The organism is Sphingomonas gellani (genome assembly GCF_900110035.1).
Taxonomy (GTDB): domain Bacteria; phylum Pseudomonadota; class Alphaproteobacteria; order Sphingomonadales; family Sphingomonadaceae; genus Sphingomonas; species Sphingomonas gellani.
This window is the reverse complement of sequence record NZ_FOCF01000001.1, coordinates 720,785-738,373: the sequence shown is the minus strand read 5'-3', so window position 1 is coordinate 738,373 and position 17,589 is coordinate 720,785. Positions and strand designations below refer to the sequence as shown.

Sequence of the window (17,589 nt, the reverse complement as noted above, 5' to 3'; positions counted from 1 at the left end):
GCCTCCTACCCCGGCTCTCCGTCGAGCGCCAGACGCGCGACGATGCCCGACATCTCGAACACGGTCGCGGCCGGGTCCAGCGTCAGCCGGAGTGCAGCGGACGCCAGATCTCGTGCCGCCGCATAGGCGTCCAGAGCATGGCGCAACGCCTCGCCCTCCCGACCGCGCGCAATTGTGGCGATCAGCGTCGGGGCGCGATCCAGGAATATTTCGTACCGTGCCTGCGCACTCTTGCCCGACAGCGCACGGCCCAGCGTCAACCGATCTCCGTTGGTCGGGTCGCCCTCTTCGGCGATACGCGACAGAGCGCGATCGATCGCCGCCACATCCAGCCCGGCATAGTGCAGCCCCCTGCCTGGCGCCCCCTCGCTCGCCCGTACAAGGGCGGCGCGCTCCTCCGCGTCCGCGTCCGGCAGGACCTGAGAGATCACCGTCTCGGTGTCGCGTGTGCTGAGCAGGCCGAAGCGGAGCAGTCGGCACCGCGACCGGATGGTCGGCAGCAACCGACCCGGCGAATGGCTGACCAACAGGAAGATCGTGCCCGCCGGAGGCTCCTCCAGACTCTTGAGCAGGGCATTCGGCGCACCGGCCCCCTCAAGCTCGTCGACGGAGTCGACCAGAACGACCCGACGCGCGGACAGCGTCGGCTTGGTCGTCATGCGCCCGATCAGCTCGCGAACCTGTGCGACCGAGATGCTGCGCGCCAGTTCCTCGGACTTGTCCGGATCCTTTGGCAGGCGTCGCAATTCGCGGAAGTCGGGATGGCTGCCGGCCGCCATCAGGCGCGCTGTCGGCAGATTCCGTTGCGCACTATCATCGCCGGACGCCCTTGCCTCCCCCGCCGCCTGGGCGAGCATCAGGGTTGCGGCACGCCGCGCAAAGCTGGCCTTGCCGACACCCTCGGGCCCGGCCAGCAACCATGCGTGATGAAGAGCGCCGCTCTCCATGGCGGCGCGCAATTGTGCCTCCGCCGCGTCGTGCCCGACAATTCTGGTCACGCGCGCAGCCGCATCACAGGAAGGATGTCAGCCCCGCCCAGGCACGGCCGAAGAAGCCCGCTTCACCGACATCCTTGTCGGCCACCAGTGCAAGTCGCTGTTCTGGAACGTCGGGGGATGTCACGACCAGATCGGCGATATGCTGCCCGGCCTTGATCGGTGCCTTGATCGGGCCTTGATACACGATCTTCGCGCTCAATTGCGGCACCGCGCCGGACGGCAGGGCGACGCTCAGCGCCTTGGGCGCGACCAGACCGACCGTGCTGGACGATCCGAGTTGAACGTCCGCGTCGGCGACCTTGCGGCCGGCCGCCACGATCGGCTTGGCCTGCCAAGCGCGGAAACCCCAGTCCATGAAACGGACGGATTCGGAAATGCGTTGATTGAAACTGGTCAGACCGGCAACGACCATCACCAGCCGCCGACCATTCTGCTGGGCCGACCCGGTGAACCCGTATCCCGCCTCGTCAGTGTGTCCCGTCTTCAGGCCATCGGCACCCTGCACGCGACCCAAAAGCGGATCACGGTTGGCCTGCGTGATGTCGTTGCCCGCGCCCAGGGTCTTCCCCCAGGTGAAGTTCGGCAGCGAGTAGAACCGCTTGTACAGATCGGGGAAGTCGCGGATCGTTGCCGCCGCCAGGGTCGCGAGGTCGCGGGCGGTGACATAGGTGACGCCATTGTCGGGCCAACCGTTCGAGGTGCCGAAATGGCTGTTGGTCAAGCCCAGCCGATGAGCGGTCTCGTTCATCCGGTCCGTGAACGCCTGCTCCGTCCCCGACACGCCCTCTGCCAAGACCACGCACGCGTCGTTCCCCGACAGCGTGACGATGCCCTTCAACAAATTGTCGACGCTGACATTCTCGTTCGGCGACAGGAACATGGTCGATCCCGCCGCCGGGCCATGCCATTGACGCCACGTCTCCGGGCGGACGTTCAACTGCTGATCCAGCTTCAGCTCACGCCGCTTGATCAGATCGAACGCGACATAGACGGTCATCATCTTCGCCATCGACGCGGGCGGCATGCGGCGGTCGGCATCCCGCTGGTACAGCACCGCGCCGGTCGACATATCCTGCATGAAGGCGATCGGCGCCGCGCCCTCGAACTGCGGTGCCGCCGCCATGGTGGGCATGGCAAGCGTCGAAAAGGCCAGAGCGGCGATGGAAAGCGGCGCGGCGAAAAGCTTTTGCATGGAGCGTCCGTTGGTGAGGGAAAGCAGAACGGGTGTAGGTCCCGTGCGGAGTTCAGGAAGGCATCATAGCTTCAGCAGTGCCCAAGGTCACGCGGGTTCAAGGCCGCTGTGTGGTGCGAACCGACCGCTCAACTTGCCACCGCATCCGCCAGCAATCCGACGGACAGCGCGTAGAAGTTGGAGCAATTATAATCGAGGATGACGCGGTAGTTGCTGGTCAGCAGATACGCCGTCGCGCCGGGGCCGTCGGGCTCGAACAGAGTCGCCTGAACGTCGTTCGCCGGCCATGACCCACCCTGCGGCGTCACGCCCATGGCACGCCATTCCGCCATGGTCCGCCATCCCGTATGCCGGGCAAAGACGCGCGGGCAGCGTGGCGAGATCAGTTGGTTGCGGGCGCCGCTCCGATCGAACGTCGCCGGCAATGTTACCGCCACGCCCCAGGGCTGTCCCGGTCGCCAGCCCGCATCGACGAAATAGTTGCCAATCGACGCCAGCGTATCAGCCTCGCTGCCCCAGATATCGGCGCGACCGTCGCCATCACCGTCACGCGCGACCCTGAGGTAGATCGAGGGCAGGAATTGCGGATTGCCCGTCGCGCCCGCCCAGCTTCCCTTCAGGCGCTCGCGCGGAACGCCGCGATCGATCATCTTCAGCGCCGCGATGAACTCGCCGCCGAACAATGCCCGCCGTCGCCCTTCATACGCCAGACTGGCGAGGCTGCGCAGCAGATCGAAATTGCCCGTGTAGCTGCCGTAGTTGGTTTCATGGCCCCAGATCGCGACCATCACCGATTCGGGCACGCCCGTCTCACGCTCGATGCCGGCCAAGCGTTGACGCTGACGCGCATAGACGGCGCGACCACGTCCGATCCGCGCGGCGTCGACATGCTTCTCGCGATACGGCGCGAACGGGGAGAAGGAGGTGCTGGTATCGTTGCTGCCGGGCTGCGCACGATCAAGTTCGATTACGCGCGTGTTCAGGGTCAGCGTCGGCAGAACCGCATCCACCGTCCGGGCGGACACGCCTTCGCTCAGGGCCTGCTGCCGAAGCGTCACCAGATAGCGTTGAAAGCCGTCCTCGTCCTGCGCGCTCGCCGGCGAAGACATGGCCATCGCGAGTAGTGCCGCAAACGCGGTGGCGCGCAGCCTGCCGAAAAGTACCTTTGTCCGATCCATACCGTCACATTGGCATAGGCAATGGCTCAGGCAAAGCATGCTCGTCCTGCCCCTTGCACGAGCCGCCCGGTCGCGACTATCGGTGCGCTGTCGGAGAGGTGGCCGAGTGGTTTAAGGCAGCGGTCTTGAAAACCGCCGTGGGTTTACGCCCACCGTGGGTTCGAATCCCACCCTCTCCGCCATCACCGCGCCATGGCGTCGAGCTTCATGAGATGGTCGAAGCTGCGCTGGCTGAGCAGCTTGCGAAACTCACAACCGGCGATGAAGTTGGCCGACCAGCGTACATCGGCGACACATGGCGGCAGGCCGGCGAACATCAGCCAGATCGTGCTGCCGCGCTCCAGCTCGGAATAGGTCTGGATCCGACATCCGTGGACCGACAGGTCGATGACCTTGCACAAGGCACGATCGAGCCCGCTATTGTCCATCCCCACATGCAGCGAGACCGGCGCACGCGGAAAGCGGCGCCGGCCAGGCTCAGCAGGTTCGAATTCAGCTGCCAGCATGGCAGCGTAGTACCGGGGCGATGGTCAACGCATCGTAAACGCGCCGACCATTGCCGTCGGTTCAGCCGCGCTTGAGCGTCAGGCCGCCGAAACGCTTGTTGAAGCGCGCCACCTGGCCGCCCGCATCGAGCAGACGCTGGTTGCCACCGGTCCAGGCAGGGTGCGCCAGCGGATCGATATCCAGCTGCAGCGTGTCGCCTTCCTTGCCCCAGGTGGAGCGCGTCTCGAACACGGTGCCGTCGGTCATCTGCACCTTGATCGTGTGATAGTCGGGGTGGACGTCTTTCTTCATGGGTCGCTCCGGGATAGCGGCTGGTTCCGACCAGCCTTTGGAAAGGCGCGGCCCTATTCCAGCCGCGCCCCGATGTCAAAAGAACCGAGCGTGATCCGCGACTCAGGCTGCGCGGGGCGGATCGGCGATCATGGCGGTGAAGTTCGCCTCCGCCACGACTTGGCCGTCGACCTTGGCGACGCCCGCGAACTTGCAGACGCTGGTGCGCTTCTGGACGAAGTCGACTTCCAGCCGCAGCAGGACGCCCGGCTCCACGGGCTTGCGGAACTTCGCGCCCTCGATCGCCATGAAATAAACGAGCTTGCCGGAGCCCGCCAGGCCCAGGCTCTCCACCGCGAGGACTCCCGCCGCCTGGGCGAGCGCCTCCACGATCAGCACGCCGGGCATGATCGGGCGGCCGGGGAAGTGGCCCTGGAAGAACCCTTCGTTGATCGTCACCGCCTTGATCGCGGCGATCGAGCGGTCGAGGACGAGATCCTCGACCCGATCGACCAACAGCATCGGATAACGATGGGGCAACGCCGCCATCACCCGCCCGATGTCGAGCGAGTTGGTGGCGGACGCTCCCTTGTCGACGGGCTCGCTCACCGGCCCTGGTTGCGGCGATTGTTGCCGGCCGCCGGCGCAGGCGCCGCAGGGGCGGGTGCAGTCGTGCCAGCAGCGGACTGCTGACCCGGCTGCCAATTAGCGGGCGGCGTCACGCTGACGCTGGGGACCAGCCGATCCAGTTCCGCGGTGATCGCGGACGTGATGTCCGCCGTCGGCTGTGCGAACACGGCCGCGTTCGGCGCGAGCAGCAGGCTGACGTTACGTGCGCGGACCGCGTTCTGCACGGCGGTCCCGATCTGCGCCTGGATCTGCTGCAGGGCATAGGCCTGAGCACGCTGCGCCGGCAGGGTCAGGCGTGCCAGTTCTTCGTTGGCGGAGTTCTGCCGCGTCTCGATGGTCTGGGCCTGCGTCTGGAGCGCCGCCTGGTTGGCGTTGGGCGCAGAGCGTGCCGTGTTGAACGCGGTCACCAGCGGCTGGAGTTCGCGCTCGATCGCCTGACGACGCGTGTCGGCCTGGTCCAGCTGCGTCTTGTAGGTGGTCTGGATCTGGCCACGCGCGGCGGTCCAGGCCTTTGAGTTCGCGATCGCGGCCTGCGGGTCGGCAACGGCGATCCCCGACACCTGTGCGGTCGCCGCGGTGGATGCCACGATCGCGGGCGATGCGAGGGCGGCGGCGAGCATGATCTTCTTGAGGCTGGTCATCAGAACTGGGTTCCTACGTTGAACGTTACGAGCTTGGGATCGTCGCCCTTCTGGGTGACGAGGGCCTTGGCGACATCGATACGGAGCGGCCCGAACGGCGAGTTCCAGTTCACGCCGACGCCCACAGACACACGCGGCCTGGGCGAGCTGCCGTAATAGACTTCCTGGAAGGGCGACACGGCGCGGGTGGCCAGCACGTTGGTCGACCCGCCGGCGCATGCACCCCCTGCCGTCGCGGAGAAGCCGATCGCACAGGTCGTCTGCCGCCCGGCGTTGGTCGCGTCCTCCGACGAGACGAAGTACAACTGGCGTCCCGCATCATCGGTAAGCGGGGTATTGAGTCCCAGCACCGTGACCTGCCCCTTTGAGTCCACGATGGTCGGGAACGGTGCGCTCGACAGAGGACGCGTGACCGACCACAGGCTGCCCGCCTGTACGTAGATCGACGGCCGCAGCCCCATCTCACGCGCGCCGGCACCCAACGGAATCTCCAACTCGGCGCGGGCAAGGTAGTACGCCTTGCCGCCCAGCGCGTCGTCGACGATCTGGTCGCGGTCGGTGATCAGCACCTGAGCGCCGGTCGCGTCGGTGGTGTACCGGCGGCGCTGGACACGCGGGCCGATGCCGCGAATGTCGAAGCCACGGAACTGCGGCTCGCCCAGGTAGAAGCGGTCGGTGATGCGGACCTTGTCGATCCCCTCGCCCCGGCTCTCCTCCAGCGAGCGGATATAGCCGCCCTCCGCGACGATCGAGCCGATGAAGCCGCTACCGACGTTCCAGAACTTCGACCCTTCTGCGCGCGTGCGGATGTACTTCACGTCGCCGCCCAGACCGGCGAAGTCCTGGCTGAACGAGAAGCGTTGACCGCGCGTCGGGCGCAACCGGCTGTTCAGGCTGTCATAGGTCAGCGAGTAGCCGATCGACGACGTCCAGCGGTTGCCGATTGCTTCGCAGAGATAGCGGCCGGCCAGCAATGGATCGCAGACGCCGTTGGTGTAGAAGTTGCTCCGGTCGAGGCTGACCTCGTCATAGGACAGGCCGTAGCGGCCCGCGAGCGACCAGTATTCGGTCAACGGCACACCGGCACGCACCTGGAACCCGGTCGACACCTGCGAATAAGTCGTGTTGCGATCGCCGTTCAGGTAGTTGAATGAGTTGTAGTCGCGGCGGAACACGTCGACGCCGACCGCGATGTTCTTGTCAAAGAGATACGGTTCGGTAAAGCCGGCCTCGATCGACTTGGAATAGCTCGAATAATTTACGCCGAGGCGCAATTCCTGGCCCTTGCCGCGGAAATTGCGTTGGGTGATGTTCGCCTGGATGATGAACCGCTCAAGGCTGGAATAACCGGCCGACAGCTGCAGCTCGCCGGTGGACTTCTCCTCGGTGTTCGCTTCCAGCACGACGCGATCGGGTGAAGAGCCCGGCGTCTGCTTGATCTCGAACTTGTCCTGGAAATAGCCGAGCGAGTTGATCCGGTCCTGGCTGCGCTTGACCTGGAAACTGTTGAACGCGTCGCCTTCCGCCAGACGGATTTCGCGGCGGATCACCTTGTCCTGGGTCTGCGTATTGCCGGTGATGTCGATGCGTTCGATGTACGTCCGCTTCGCCTCGGCGATATGGAAGTTGAGGCCCATGGTCAGGGCCTCGGCGTCGCGCTGATATTCCGGATTTACCTCGGTGAAGGCATATCCGAACAGACCGGCGGTCTGGCTCAGGCTGTCGATCGAGTCCTCGACCATCTTCGCATTGTACCACTCGCCCTTCTTCTCGGGCAGAGAGGCGGCCAGCTTCTTGTTGTCGAAGTCGCGGATGTCGCTGTCGACGGTGACGTCGCCGAACTTGTAGCGCGGCCCTTCCTCGACGACATAGGTGATGATGAAGTCCTGCTTGTCCGGCGTCAGCTCCGCCACCGCGCTGGTCACGCGGAAATCGGCATAGCCCTCGGTCAGGTAGAACTGACGCAGCTTCGCCTGGTCATACGCCAGACGGTCCTGGTCGTAGCTGGTGTTCGACGACAGGAAACGGAAGAACCGCGCCTGCTTCGTCGCCATCTGCTCGCGCAGCTTGTCGTCGGAAAAGACCTTGTTGCCGATGATGTTGATCTGGCGGACCTTGGACTTCGGCCCTTCGGTCACCTCGAAGATGACGTCGACGCGGTTCTGGTCGAGATTGACCATCTTCGGCTCGACCGAGGCGGCGAAGCGGCCTTGCCGACGATACAGCTCGATGATCCGGGCGACGTCCTGACGGACGGCGGTGCGCGTGAAGATCTGCCTCGGCTTGAGCTTGATCTCCTTGTCGATCTTGTCCTGCTTCAGCCGCTTGTTACCTTCAAAGATAACGCGGTTGATGATCGGGTTCTCGCGAATGCGGATCACGATGTCGCCGCTCTGCGCGCCCGCGATCTGCGCGTCCGCGAACAGGTCGCTGGCGAGCAGGTCCTTGATCGCCTGATCGAGCAGTTCGTTGTTGAACCGCATGCCGACGCGCAGGCGCGTGTAGGACAACACCGTGTCCGGCTCGATCCGCTGCGATCCCTCGACGCGCAGGGTCTTGATGGTCAGCGCCGCCGGATCAGAAACCGCCACGGTGGCCCCTTGCGGCGCCGGTGCGGGCAAACCCTGTGCAGGCGCTGCCGGCGCGCCCGAACGCGCTCCGCCCCGTGCACCGGGACCTCGCTGCGCCTGCGCCGCCGATCCGATGCCGGCGAGCATGGTGCCGGTCAGCAGAATCGCTGCCGCGCGCATGCCGAAAGAAGAAGACTTGCTTACAATCACCCGATCCACCCCAAGAAGCGTGACGCTTCCCCTGCGTGCCCGCCCTGCCCCACTCCGGTCACCCAATCAAGCCGGCGAGGTTCTTCCACAAGCCGACTGCCCCCAGATCGTTGAAGGTCACCACCAACATCAACGTCACGACCGCCACCAGACCGCCGCGAAACGCCCATTCCTGCACATGCGGCTCCAGCGGCCGCCGACGGATCGCCTCCACCGCATAGAACAGCAGATGGCCGCCATCCAGCATGGGGACTGGCAGCAGGTTGATGAACCCGAGATTGATGGACAACAGCCCGATCAGCCACACATAGGCCGCCAGCCCCATCGACGTCATTTCCCCGGACACCTTGGCGATCCTGAGCGGCCCGCCAAGTTCCTTGACCGACCGCCGCCCGCTGATCACCTGGCCGAGCGTTTCCACCGTCGTGTCGATGATCTGCCCGATCTGGCGCACGGCGATGACCGGCGCGCGGAGCGCCGATACAGGGGCATAGACCGGCGTGTCACCGACGATCCCCAGCATCCCCATGCGGTATTCGTTGCCGAACCGATCGCGTTGAACGTCGGTCGCGATCGTGGCGTTGACGGCAAACGGCTGGCCGTCCCGCTTGCCACGAACCCGTACCGCCTCCCCTGCGCGTATCCGCACGAAGCGGATCATGTCGTCGAACTGCGCGATCGGCCGATCGTCCAGCGCCGACACCGTGTCGCCGGGACGCAGGCCGGCGAGAGCGGCGGGGCTGCCCGGCTGCACTGCACCGACGATGGGGGCCATGCGTGCCTCCCCATACGCCATGGCGAAGCCGGCCAGGATAATCAGCGCGAGCAGGAAGTTCACCACGGGACCCGCGGCGACGATGATCGCCCGCTGCCACACCGGCTTCGCCTGAAACGTCCTGTTGCGTTCGTCGGCGGGCAAGGCCAACCACGCCGCGTCGGGCTGACTGGCCGGGTTCATGTCGCCGGCAAAGCGGACATAGCCACCAAGCGGCAGCCAGCCGAACTTCCAGCGGGTACCCCGGCGGTCCGTGAACCCAGCGATTTCGCGCCCGAACCCGATCGAGAACGCCTCCGCCTTCACGCCGAACAGGCGCCCGGCCAGATAGTGTCCCATTTCATGAACGAACACGAGCGGACCGATCACCGCCACAAAGGCCAGCACCGTCCACAGAAAGCCAGGGGTCTCGTTCACGCCACAGGGTCCTCTACACGCCCCTTCGCTACGCGCTCGCCTGTCAGTCTCCGCGCCTCCGCATCCACGGCAAGTACCGCGTCCAGCGTCGTCGGGGACGGTGTATCGAGCCGCTGCATCGTATCCTCGACGATTGCGGCGATTTCGAGGAAGCCGATCCGCTCATCCAGGAACGCCTCGACGGCCACCTCATTGGCTGCGTTCAGCACCGCGGGATAGCCACCGCCGGCATCGACGGCCTGGCGCGCAAGGCGTAGCGCCGGGAACCGTTCAAGATCGGGCGCCTCGAACTCCAGCTTGCCCAGCTTCACCAGATCGAGCGCCGGCATCGGCGTTGCCATACGGTCCGGCCATGCCAGCGCATGTGCGATCGGAACCCGCATGTCGGACGGACCCAGTTGTGCGAGCATCGACCCGTCGACATAATCGACCAGGCTGTGGATCACCGATTGGCGATGCACCACGATCTCGATCTGGTCGGACGCGACCGGGAACAGCCGGGCCGCCTCGATCAGCTCCAGGCCCTTGTTCATCATGGTCGCACTGTCGACGGAAATCTTCGCGCCCATCGACCAATTGGGATGCGCCACGGCCTGCGCGACCGTGACCTGCGCCATGGCCTCACGGCTCGTGGTTCGAAACGGACCGCCACTCGCCGTCAGGATGATCCGGCGCACCCGTTCGGGTCGGGCAAAGTCGAAGCACTGAAAGATGGCATTATGCTCGGAATCGACCGGCAGCAGCGTGGCTCCACGGGACTGGACTGCCGACATCACCACGTCACCGGCGGAGACGAGCGCTTCCTTGTTCGCCAGCGCGATCGTCCCGCCTGTCGCGATGGCGGCCATCAGCGGCGCCAGCCCTGCGCAGCCGACGATGGAGGCCATCGTCCAGTCTGCACCCAAGGCAGCGGCGTCGATCACTGCCTGGGCACCCCCAGCCGCCTCGACGGAGGTTCCGGCGAGCGCCGATCTTAGCTCCGGCAGGCACGAGTCGTCGGCAACCACCGCCAATTTCGCGCCCGTGCGGATAGCGGCCGCCGCGAGACCGGCCACGTCGCGATGGGCGGTGAGGGCCAAAACGCTGAAATCGTCGGGCCGGCGCTCCACCAGGTCCAGGGTGGAAGTTCCGACCGATCCGGTCGCGCCAAGAATGGAAACGCTTCTCATGTGTAGAAATGCGGCAATACGGCCAGCAGTGCCGCTACGGGGGCGACGGGGACGACACCGTCCAGCCTGTCCAGCACACCGCCGTGTCCGGGGATGAGGGTCCCAGAGTCCTTGACGCCCGCGCGCCGTTTCAGCGAACTCTCGTACAGGTCACCGCATTGCGCCAGAACCGCCAGGGCTGGCGTGGCCAGCGTCATGCGCAGCGGCAGGCCGTAGAAACCGTGAAAGGCGGCGCCCACGATTGATGCCAGAAAGACGCCGCCGATGAGGCCGGCCCATGTCTTGGATGGACTGAGCCGTGGAGCCAGTTTCAGGCCGCCGATCGCGCGTCCGGCGAAATACGCGCCGATGTCGGTCGCCCAGACCAACGACAGCGCCCACAGCGTCCAGACAACGCCCTCATGCTGCCGCCGGATCAGCAGCAGCGCCAGGATCGGCAGTCCCACATAGACCGTGCCGATCGCGAGATCTTTCCGCCCGGTCACGATCACGATGAAAAAAGCGGCGCCTGCCAACAGTCCGAGGGTGAGAAAGCCCGGACCGGCAGCCAGCGGTGATGCCATCAGCGCCAGCGGCACGAACAGGCTGTACTGTGCCAGACGCTTCTGCCGTCCGTCGATGCCGTGCAGGTCCGACCATTCCGCCATCATGAACAGTCCGGCTACCGCGCACAGCAGCCACAACACCATGCCGCCCGCGACCAGCGCTGCCACGGCCAAGGCGACCATGCCGACACCGGCAACGGAGCGCAGAAGAAGGTCTGACGGCGCCTTGGACGGCGTGACCCCGGTCACAATCCGCCGTAACGCCGTTGGCGCAAACCGAACGCGGTCACCGCCGCCGCCAACGCCTCTGCGTCGAAATCCGGCCAGAGCGTTTCGACGAACAACAGTTCAGCATAGGCAGCCTGCCACAACAGGAAGTTTGACAGACGCTGCTCACCCGATGTTCGTATCAGTAGATCGAGTGGCGGCAGGTCGTGGGTGTCCAGTTCGGCCTCGATGGCCGCTTCGTCGATCCCGTCCGCTCCTACGCGCAGCGCAGCACGCCGCGCTGCCGCGGCGAGTTCGGCGTGGGAGCCGTAATTCAAGGCGATGGCCAGGATCGGTCCGTTATTGGCCGCCGTCCGCGCAACCGCATCGTCGATCATCGCCACCAAGTCAGGCGTGAACCGGCGATAGTCGCCGATCACGCGCAACCGCACATTCTCGCTGACCAGTTCCTGCAGGTCGGACCGGATGAAGATCCGCAGCAACCCCATCAGGTCGCCGACCTCCTGCTCCGGCCGCCGCCAGTTCTCCGACGAAAAGGCGTACAGCGTCAGCGCGGCGATGCCGAGCCGGCGAGCTTCGCGCGTGACCCGGCGCACCGCGTCCACCCCCGCCTTGTGCCCGGCCAGACGGGGAAGCATCCGCTGCTTCGCCCATCGGCCATTGCCGTCCATGATGATGGCGACGTGCCGCGGCACCGTGCCGGACGACAGCACGGGGTCCAGTGACACCGCCGGCGCGGCCGAGGGGCTCACTTGCCCAGGATTTCCTTCTCCTTGGCGGCGGCGGCGACGTCCAGTTCGCCCACCGTCTTGTCGGTCAGCTTCTGGATATCGGTTTCGTGCCGCTTGCGGTCGTCCTCGCCGAACACGCCCTTCTTCTCGTCGACCTTAAGGCTGTCCATGCCGTCGCGGCGAACGTTGCGGACCGCAACCCGTGCCCTTTCGGCATATTGCCCCGCCAGCTTGGCGAGTTCCTTGCGCCGCTCCTCGGTCAGGTCCGGGATCGGCAGACGGAGCGTATTGCCGTCGTTGATCGGATTGAGGCCCAGACCGGCGGAACGGATCGCCTTCTCGACCGGCCCGATGTTCGACTTGTCCCAAACCTGCACCGACAGCATGCGCGGTTCCGGCACCGACACGGTCGCCACCTGCGACAGGGGCATGTGGCTGCCATAAACCTCAACGGTGACTGGATCGAGCAGCGCGGTCGATGCGCGGCCCGTGCGCAGCCCAGCCAGATCGTGCTTCAGCGCTTCGACGGCGCCCGCCATACGGCGCTCGAGATCGGATTTGTCATAGGCGGGCATCGGTCGTCTCCTGGGTCTGAACCGTCGTGGAAACTCCATCACCCGACAGGACCGCGGCAAAGTTGCCGTGCTCACGGATGTTGAAGACCACGATGGGAATATTGTTGTCGCGGCACAAAGCCACGGCGGACGCGTCCATGACCTTCAGGTCGTCGGACAGCACCCGGTTGAAGGACACGGTGTCGTACCGCTTGGCATCGGGCACCTTCTTCGGATCGGCGTCATAGACGCCGTCGACGCTGGTCCCCTTGAACAGGGCGTCGCACTTCATCTCTGCGGCGCGCAGCGCGGCGCCTGAGTCCGTGGTGAAGAACGGACTTCCGACCCCGGCGGCGAAGATCACCACACGGCCTTTCTGCAAATGACGTTCGGCACGCCGGCGGATAAACGGCTCGCAGACAGACGCCATCGGGATCGCAGACTGCACCCGCGTGTCCACGCCGATCGTCTCCAGCGCGTTCTGGACGGCGAGCGCGTTCATCACCGTCGCCAGCATGCCCATGTAATCGGCCGTGGCGCGCTCGATCCCCTTCGCCGCGGCGGACAGGCCGCGAAAGATGTTCCCGCCGCCGACCACGACGCACAGCTCATATCCGGCGTTGCGCACATCTGCGATCTCGCCCGCCACGCGCGCGGTCACTTCGGGATCAATCGCGAGCTTGCCGTTTCCCATCAGGACCTCGCCGGACAGCTTCAGGAGTATACGTTTGAAGCGGGGATGAGGCATGTGGATCGGGCTTACTCGAACAGGGAAGGAATGGGGCGGACCTTAGGCGCGCGGACGTTGGGGGGCAACCGGCGACGATGCGGCGAACGCGGCAATCGGCGTGGCGTCAGGCAACAAAAAAGGGGAAGGAGCATCCTGGCCCCTCCCCCTCTTCATCGTCGTTCAGGCGATCAGGAACCCTGAGGAACGCCCGATGCTGCCGCAACCTCGGCGGCGAAGTCGGACTCTTCCTTTTCGATGCCTTCACCCAGCTGGAAGCGGACATAGTCCTTCAGCACGATGTTGGCGCCGGCATCCTTGCCCGCCTTGGCGATCACGTCGGAGATCTTGGTCTTGCCGTCCATCACGAACAGCTGGCTGACCAGGGCATGCTCCTTGCGGTACTTGGCGATCGAGCCCTCGACCATCTTGGCGATGATATCGGCCGGCTTGCCGCTCTCGGACGCCTTTTCGGTGGCGATCGCGCGCTCGCGCTCGATCTCCGCCTCGTCCAGATCCTCCTCGTTCAGTGCCTTCGGGAACGCTGCTGCGATATGCATCGCGAGCTGCTTGCCCAGGCCCTGAAGCACGTCGTCGGACGCTTCGGACTCCAGCGCGACCAGCACGCCGATCTTCCCCAGGCCGGGCGATGCAGCGTTGTGCACATAGGACACCACGGCGCCGTTCACGACTTCGAGACGCTTGGCGCGACGCAGCGACTGGTTCTCGCCGATCGTTGCGATGTTGTTGGTCAGCACCTCGGACACGGTCGTGCCCGACGGTATCGCCTCACCCTTGATCGCCTCGATATCGTCGCCGGTCGCCAGTGCGATCTGTGTGACTTCACGAACGAAGCTCTGGAACTGATCGTTCTTCGCGACGAAGTCGGTTTCGGAGTTCACCTCCACCGCCGCACCCTTGGTGCCGCTGGTGGCGACGCCGACCAGACCCTCGGCCGCGGTACGGCTGGACTTCTTCTGCGCGGCCGCGAGGCCCTTGGTGCGCAGCCAGTCCATGGCCGCATCCATGTCGCCGCCGGTCTCGTTCAGCGCCTTCTTGCAATCCATCATGCCCGCGCCGCTCTTCTCGCGCAGGTCCTTGACCATCGAAGCCGTGATGTCGGCCATTATTTCGTTCCTTGCATGAACCCGCCCTGCTCAATCCGGTGATCGATCCAGGCCGGATGCCGGATCAGCCGCAACGGATAAGCAGGAGACGGTAAAGGCTGGGACCGTCCCCATGGAACGGCCCCATGACGATTATGCGTCGATCTGACGCTCGGTCTCGTGCCCGGCGCCCTCGACGGTCGCGGCACCCTGATCCTCGGCCGGAACGTTCAGCGCTTCCTCGGTCGGCGCCACGTCCTGCGCACCCAGATCCACGCCGCGCTGGGCCTGGCCCTGCTGATTGCCGCGGGTCGCGGCGATCGCGATCGCTTCGCAGTACAGGCGTATCGCGCGGCTGGCGTCGTCGTTCGCCGGCACCGGGAACGCGATGCCGTCCGGCGACACGTTGGAGTCGAGGATCGCCACCACCGGGATGCCCAGCGTGTTGGCTTCCTTGATCGCCAGTTCTTCCTTGTTGGCGTCGATCACGAACATCACGTCCGGAACACCGCCCATGTCGCGGATGCCGCCCAGCGACTGCTCAAGCTTGTCGCGCTCACGGGTGAGCTGGAGAACTTCCTTCTTGGTCAGACCAGCCGTGTCGCCCGCCAATTGCTCCTCGAGCGCCTTCATGCGCTTGATCGAGTTCGAGATGGTCTTCCAGTTGGTGAGCATGCCGCCCAGCCAACGGTGATTGACGAAATGCTGACCTGCACGACGGGCGGAGTCCGCGATCGGCTCCTGCGCCTGACGCTTGGTGCCGACGAACAGCACCTTGCCGCCGCTTGCGACGGTCTGGCTAACGAATTCGAGAGCGCGCGCAAACAACGGCACGGTCTGCGACAGGTCCAGGATGTGAACCCCGTTGCGGTCGCCGAAGATGTACGGCTTCATCTTCGGGTTCCAGCGATGCGTCTGGTGGCCGAAGTGCGCGCCGGTTTCGATGAGCTGCTGCATGCTGACGACTGGAGCCGCCATGTCGATATTCCTTCCGGTTGAGCCTCTGGGAAGCGGATGACGCGAGAGGCTGAAAGCCTCGGCGCACCGGTATGTGATGCTTCCCATGCGGAGTTGAGGCGGCGCCCTTACTCAATGTGCCGACAGAATGCAACAGTTCCGCGCCGCTTGACACTGGGAACGCAATGAGAACATAAGGGGCTCACACAGCGGACACGTTGCTCACGTGCCGGGAAGGACGGCTCTCAGCCCCATCCCGGAACAGCCCGCCACGGAACCTGTGGATAACTATTGGGTTTTGCTTGCGATCCAACAGGTTCGCGGGTGTCGGAGGCGGATATGAATGCGATTGTGTGTGCCTTGACCTTTGCGGGCGCGATGTTTGTGGCATGTGGCGTGATGTTTGTGACGGTTGCGCCGCAGTGGCGTCGGATCGTCAATCTGATGGTCGGAAATCGGGAAACGGGCTTCGCTCCGCTGGCGACGTTGGCCGGGGCGGAGCGTCGTATCGCGATCAGGCGGTGGGCGGCGCAGCCGGTACCTGCTGCGATCCGGCACCTGCGCGCAGCCGCTTGACCCGGGCATAGCTCGCGATGCTGAACGGCAGCGTCGCGAGATAAGCGATGCCGATGCCGCTGAGTGTGTGCCACGGTGCGGTGACCAAAGCGGCACCAAGCAGGACAACACCGGCCAACGCTTCGAAGCGGACATGCGGGCGCAGACGCATCGACGACCAGCTGTAGGTGGCGACGCTCGACACCATCAATATAGCCACCAGCGCGACCCACGGGGCAACAAGTAGCGGGGACGCAAAAACGGGCTCGTCGGTCCAGAACCACAGGAACATGGGCAGCATGGCCAAGCCCGCGCCGACGGGAGCGGGCACGCCGGTCAGGAACCCGGCCGACTTGTGCGGCTGATCGGTCTCGTCGATCTTCGCGTTGAAGCGCGCTAGACGCAGTGCACAGAACACGGCCAGCAACAATGCCGAGATCCATCCCAGCCGCGGCAGTGCCGCGAGCGACCACAGGTAGAGAATCAGGGCCGGAGACACGCCGAAACTGATCGCGTCGGACAAGGAGTCGAGTTCCGCACCGAAGCGGCTTTGCCCACGCAGCAAGCGCGCGATGCGACCGTCGATCCCGTCGAGTACGCCGGCGACGAGGATCATCGTCACCGCCCGCTCCCACTCTCCGCCCAACGCGAATCGCACGCCGCTCAATCCCGAACATAGTGCCAGGGCGGTGACGGCATTCGGCGCGACCGCACGTAAGGGAAGCCCGCGCGGCGTTTGGCGGAGCCGATGGCGCATCGGCATCACAGACTCGCCAGGGCGTGATGCCATACGCTTGTGATGAGTGTCCGTGTCCTGCTCACTGGGCAATACCCGTCACCGGACTGCCGGCAACTCGCCCGATCACGGTCTCGCCCGCGATCGACCGTTGGCCCAGCGCGACCTGCGGTACCACATCGTCGGGCAGGTACACGTCGACCCGGCTGCCGAACCGGATCAGGCCGACACGCTGGCCAGTGGCGACCATGTCGCCCGGCTTGACGAAGCCAACGATCCGTCGCGCGACGAGCCCGGCGATCTGGGTAAACCCGATCAGCCGACCGTCACGTCCCTCTACGACGATGTGCTGACGCTCATTCTCGTCCGATGCCTTGTCCAAGTCGGCGTTCAGGAACTTGCCCGATATGTACACCACCTGCCTGATCGTGCCGGCGATCGGCGTGCGGTTGATGTGTACGTCGAACACCGACATGAAGATGGACACGCGGACCAGCGGCGCGTCGCCCAGATCGCCGGCCAGTTCGCGCGGGATCGGAACCCGCTGGATCATCGTGATCAGCCCATCCGCCGGCGCGACGATCAGGTCCTCGCCCGTCGGGGTGGTCCGCACGGGATCGCGGAAGAACGTCGCGACCCATATGACCAGGCCGACGAAGGGCCAGAACAACACCTTCGTCACGATCGTGGCGAGCAGGGTCAGCCCGACCGCGATGGCGACGTATTTGCGGCCTTCTGGATGAACGGCGGGGAAGCGCCACTTGACCGTGCTGGTCGTGACGGGCGGCTTGTCTAACGATGCCATGGGTCGCGTCTAACCCGCCGGGCTGCCGGACACAACGGCTCGTCGCACCGGTTGATCCGGCCGCCCCTTGTCCCTAGACGCGCCCCCA

General features: G+C 65.3%; 18 protein-coding genes and 1 tRNA gene. 1 reads left to right on the top strand and 18 read right to left on the bottom strand.

The genetic code is table 11. From position 1 onward, the window contains the following. Positions 1–5: 5 nt before the first annotated feature. From BMX37_RS03810 to BMX37_RS03800, 3 genes are all read right to left on the bottom strand, one after another. Positions 6–998: an AAA family ATPase gene (locus tag BMX37_RS03810; RefSeq protein ID WP_093664081.1), complete on the bottom strand. Its 993-nt coding sequence runs from the start codon at positions 996–998 to the stop codon at positions 6–8. A 13-nt stretch (positions 999–1,011) separates the two neighbouring features. Then, positions 1,012–2,190 (bottom strand): D-alanyl-D-alanine carboxypeptidase family protein, encoded by a 1,179-nt coding sequence (locus BMX37_RS03805; protein ID WP_093664080.1) that lies wholly within the window; start codon positions 2,188–2,190, stop codon positions 1,012–1,014. Positions 2,191–2,318: 128 nt separating this feature from the next. Further along, positions 2,319–3,299, bottom strand: a complete 981-nt coding sequence (locus BMX37_RS03800) for a lytic murein transglycosylase (RefSeq protein ID WP_093664286.1) — start codon at positions 3,297–3,299, stop codon at positions 2,319–2,321. Between the two features lie 161 nt (positions 3,300–3,460). Between BMX37_RS03800 and BMX37_RS03795 the strand changes: the two genes are divergently transcribed. Beyond that, positions 3,461–3,550, top strand: a tRNA-Ser gene (locus BMX37_RS03795). Here the strand turns inward: BMX37_RS03795 and BMX37_RS03790 are convergent. From BMX37_RS03790 to BMX37_RS03715, 15 genes are all read right to left on the bottom strand, one after another. Next, positions 3,551–3,874 (bottom strand): PilZ domain-containing protein, encoded by a 324-nt coding sequence (locus BMX37_RS03790; protein ID WP_093664079.1) that lies wholly within the window; start codon positions 3,872–3,874, stop codon positions 3,551–3,553. A 61-nt stretch (positions 3,875–3,935) separates the two neighbouring features. Beyond that, the gene (rpmE, locus tag BMX37_RS03785) at positions 3,936–4,166 is read right to left on the bottom strand and encodes a 50S ribosomal protein L31 (protein WP_093664078.1); all 231 of its coding nucleotides are present in this window, start codon (positions 4,164–4,166) and stop codon (positions 3,936–3,938) included. Positions 4,167–4,268: 102 nt separating this feature from the next. Beyond that, positions 4,269–4,754, bottom strand: coding sequence for a 3-hydroxyacyl-ACP dehydratase FabZ (fabZ, locus tag BMX37_RS03780; protein WP_093664077.1), 486 nt, complete (start codon positions 4,752–4,754; stop codon positions 4,269–4,271). Continuing rightward, a complete protein-coding gene (locus tag BMX37_RS03775) occupies positions 4,751–5,416 on the bottom strand; it encodes an OmpH/Skp family outer membrane protein (protein ID WP_093664076.1) in 666 nt (221 codons plus the stop codon). The genes fabZ and BMX37_RS03775 overlap by 4 nt, the downstream gene beginning before the upstream one ends. Continuing rightward, a complete protein-coding gene (gene bamA, locus BMX37_RS03770; RefSeq protein WP_093664075.1) occupies positions 5,416–8,166 on the bottom strand; it encodes an outer membrane protein assembly factor BamA in 2,751 nt (916 codons plus the stop codon). Before bamA ends, BMX37_RS03775 begins: the two co-directional genes overlap by 1 nt. 88 nt (positions 8,167–8,254) lie before the next feature. Next, positions 8,255–9,388, bottom strand: coding sequence for an RIP metalloprotease RseP (gene rseP / locus BMX37_RS03765; RefSeq protein ID WP_093664074.1), 1,134 nt, complete (start codon positions 9,386–9,388; stop codon positions 8,255–8,257). Next, on the bottom strand, positions 9,385–10,557 hold the full coding sequence (locus BMX37_RS03760) for a 1-deoxy-D-xylulose-5-phosphate reductoisomerase (RefSeq protein WP_093664073.1): 1,173 nt from the start codon (positions 10,555–10,557) through the stop codon (positions 9,385–9,387). The genes rseP and BMX37_RS03760 overlap by 4 nt, the downstream gene beginning before the upstream one ends. Beyond that, complete coding sequence (locus BMX37_RS03755) at positions 10,554–11,351, bottom strand: phosphatidate cytidylyltransferase (protein ID WP_093664072.1); 798 nt, start codon at positions 11,349–11,351, stop codon at positions 10,554–10,556. The genes BMX37_RS03760 and BMX37_RS03755 overlap by 4 nt, the downstream gene beginning before the upstream one ends. Further along, entirely contained in the window at positions 11,348–12,082 is a 735-nt protein-coding gene (gene uppS, locus BMX37_RS03750) for a polyprenyl diphosphate synthase (RefSeq protein WP_425288428.1), read from the bottom strand. The genes BMX37_RS03755 and uppS overlap by 4 nt, the downstream gene beginning before the upstream one ends. Then, positions 12,079–12,636: a ribosome recycling factor gene (gene frr / locus BMX37_RS03745; protein ID WP_093664071.1), complete on the bottom strand. Its 558-nt coding sequence runs from the start codon at positions 12,634–12,636 to the stop codon at positions 12,079–12,081. The genes uppS and frr overlap by 4 nt, the downstream gene beginning before the upstream one ends. Continuing rightward, complete coding sequence (gene pyrH / locus BMX37_RS03740) at positions 12,623–13,363, bottom strand: UMP kinase (RefSeq protein WP_093664070.1); 741 nt, start codon at positions 13,361–13,363, stop codon at positions 12,623–12,625. Before pyrH ends, frr begins: the two co-directional genes overlap by 14 nt. Positions 13,364–13,533: 170 nt before the next feature. Continuing rightward, positions 13,534–14,469 carry a translation elongation factor Ts gene (gene tsf, locus BMX37_RS03735; protein ID WP_093664069.1) on the bottom strand — a complete coding sequence of 312 codons (936 nt, stop codon included), beginning with the start codon at positions 14,467–14,469 and terminating at the stop codon, positions 13,534–13,536. Positions 14,470–14,601: 132 nt separating this feature from the next. Beyond that, on the bottom strand, positions 14,602–15,426 hold the full coding sequence (rpsB, locus tag BMX37_RS03730; protein ID WP_093664068.1) for a 30S ribosomal protein S2: 825 nt from the start codon (positions 15,424–15,426) through the stop codon (positions 14,602–14,604). Positions 15,427–15,919: 493 nt separating this feature from the next. Then, positions 15,920–16,717: a CDP-alcohol phosphatidyltransferase family protein gene (locus BMX37_RS03720; protein WP_093664284.1), complete on the bottom strand. Its 798-nt coding sequence runs from the start codon at positions 16,715–16,717 to the stop codon at positions 15,920–15,922. Positions 16,718–16,778: 61 nt separating this feature from the next. After that, the gene (locus BMX37_RS03715) at positions 16,779–17,501 is read right to left on the bottom strand and encodes a phosphatidylserine decarboxylase (protein WP_093664066.1); all 723 of its coding nucleotides are present in this window, start codon (positions 17,499–17,501) and stop codon (positions 16,779–16,781) included. Positions 17,502–17,589: the final 88 nt, after the last annotated feature.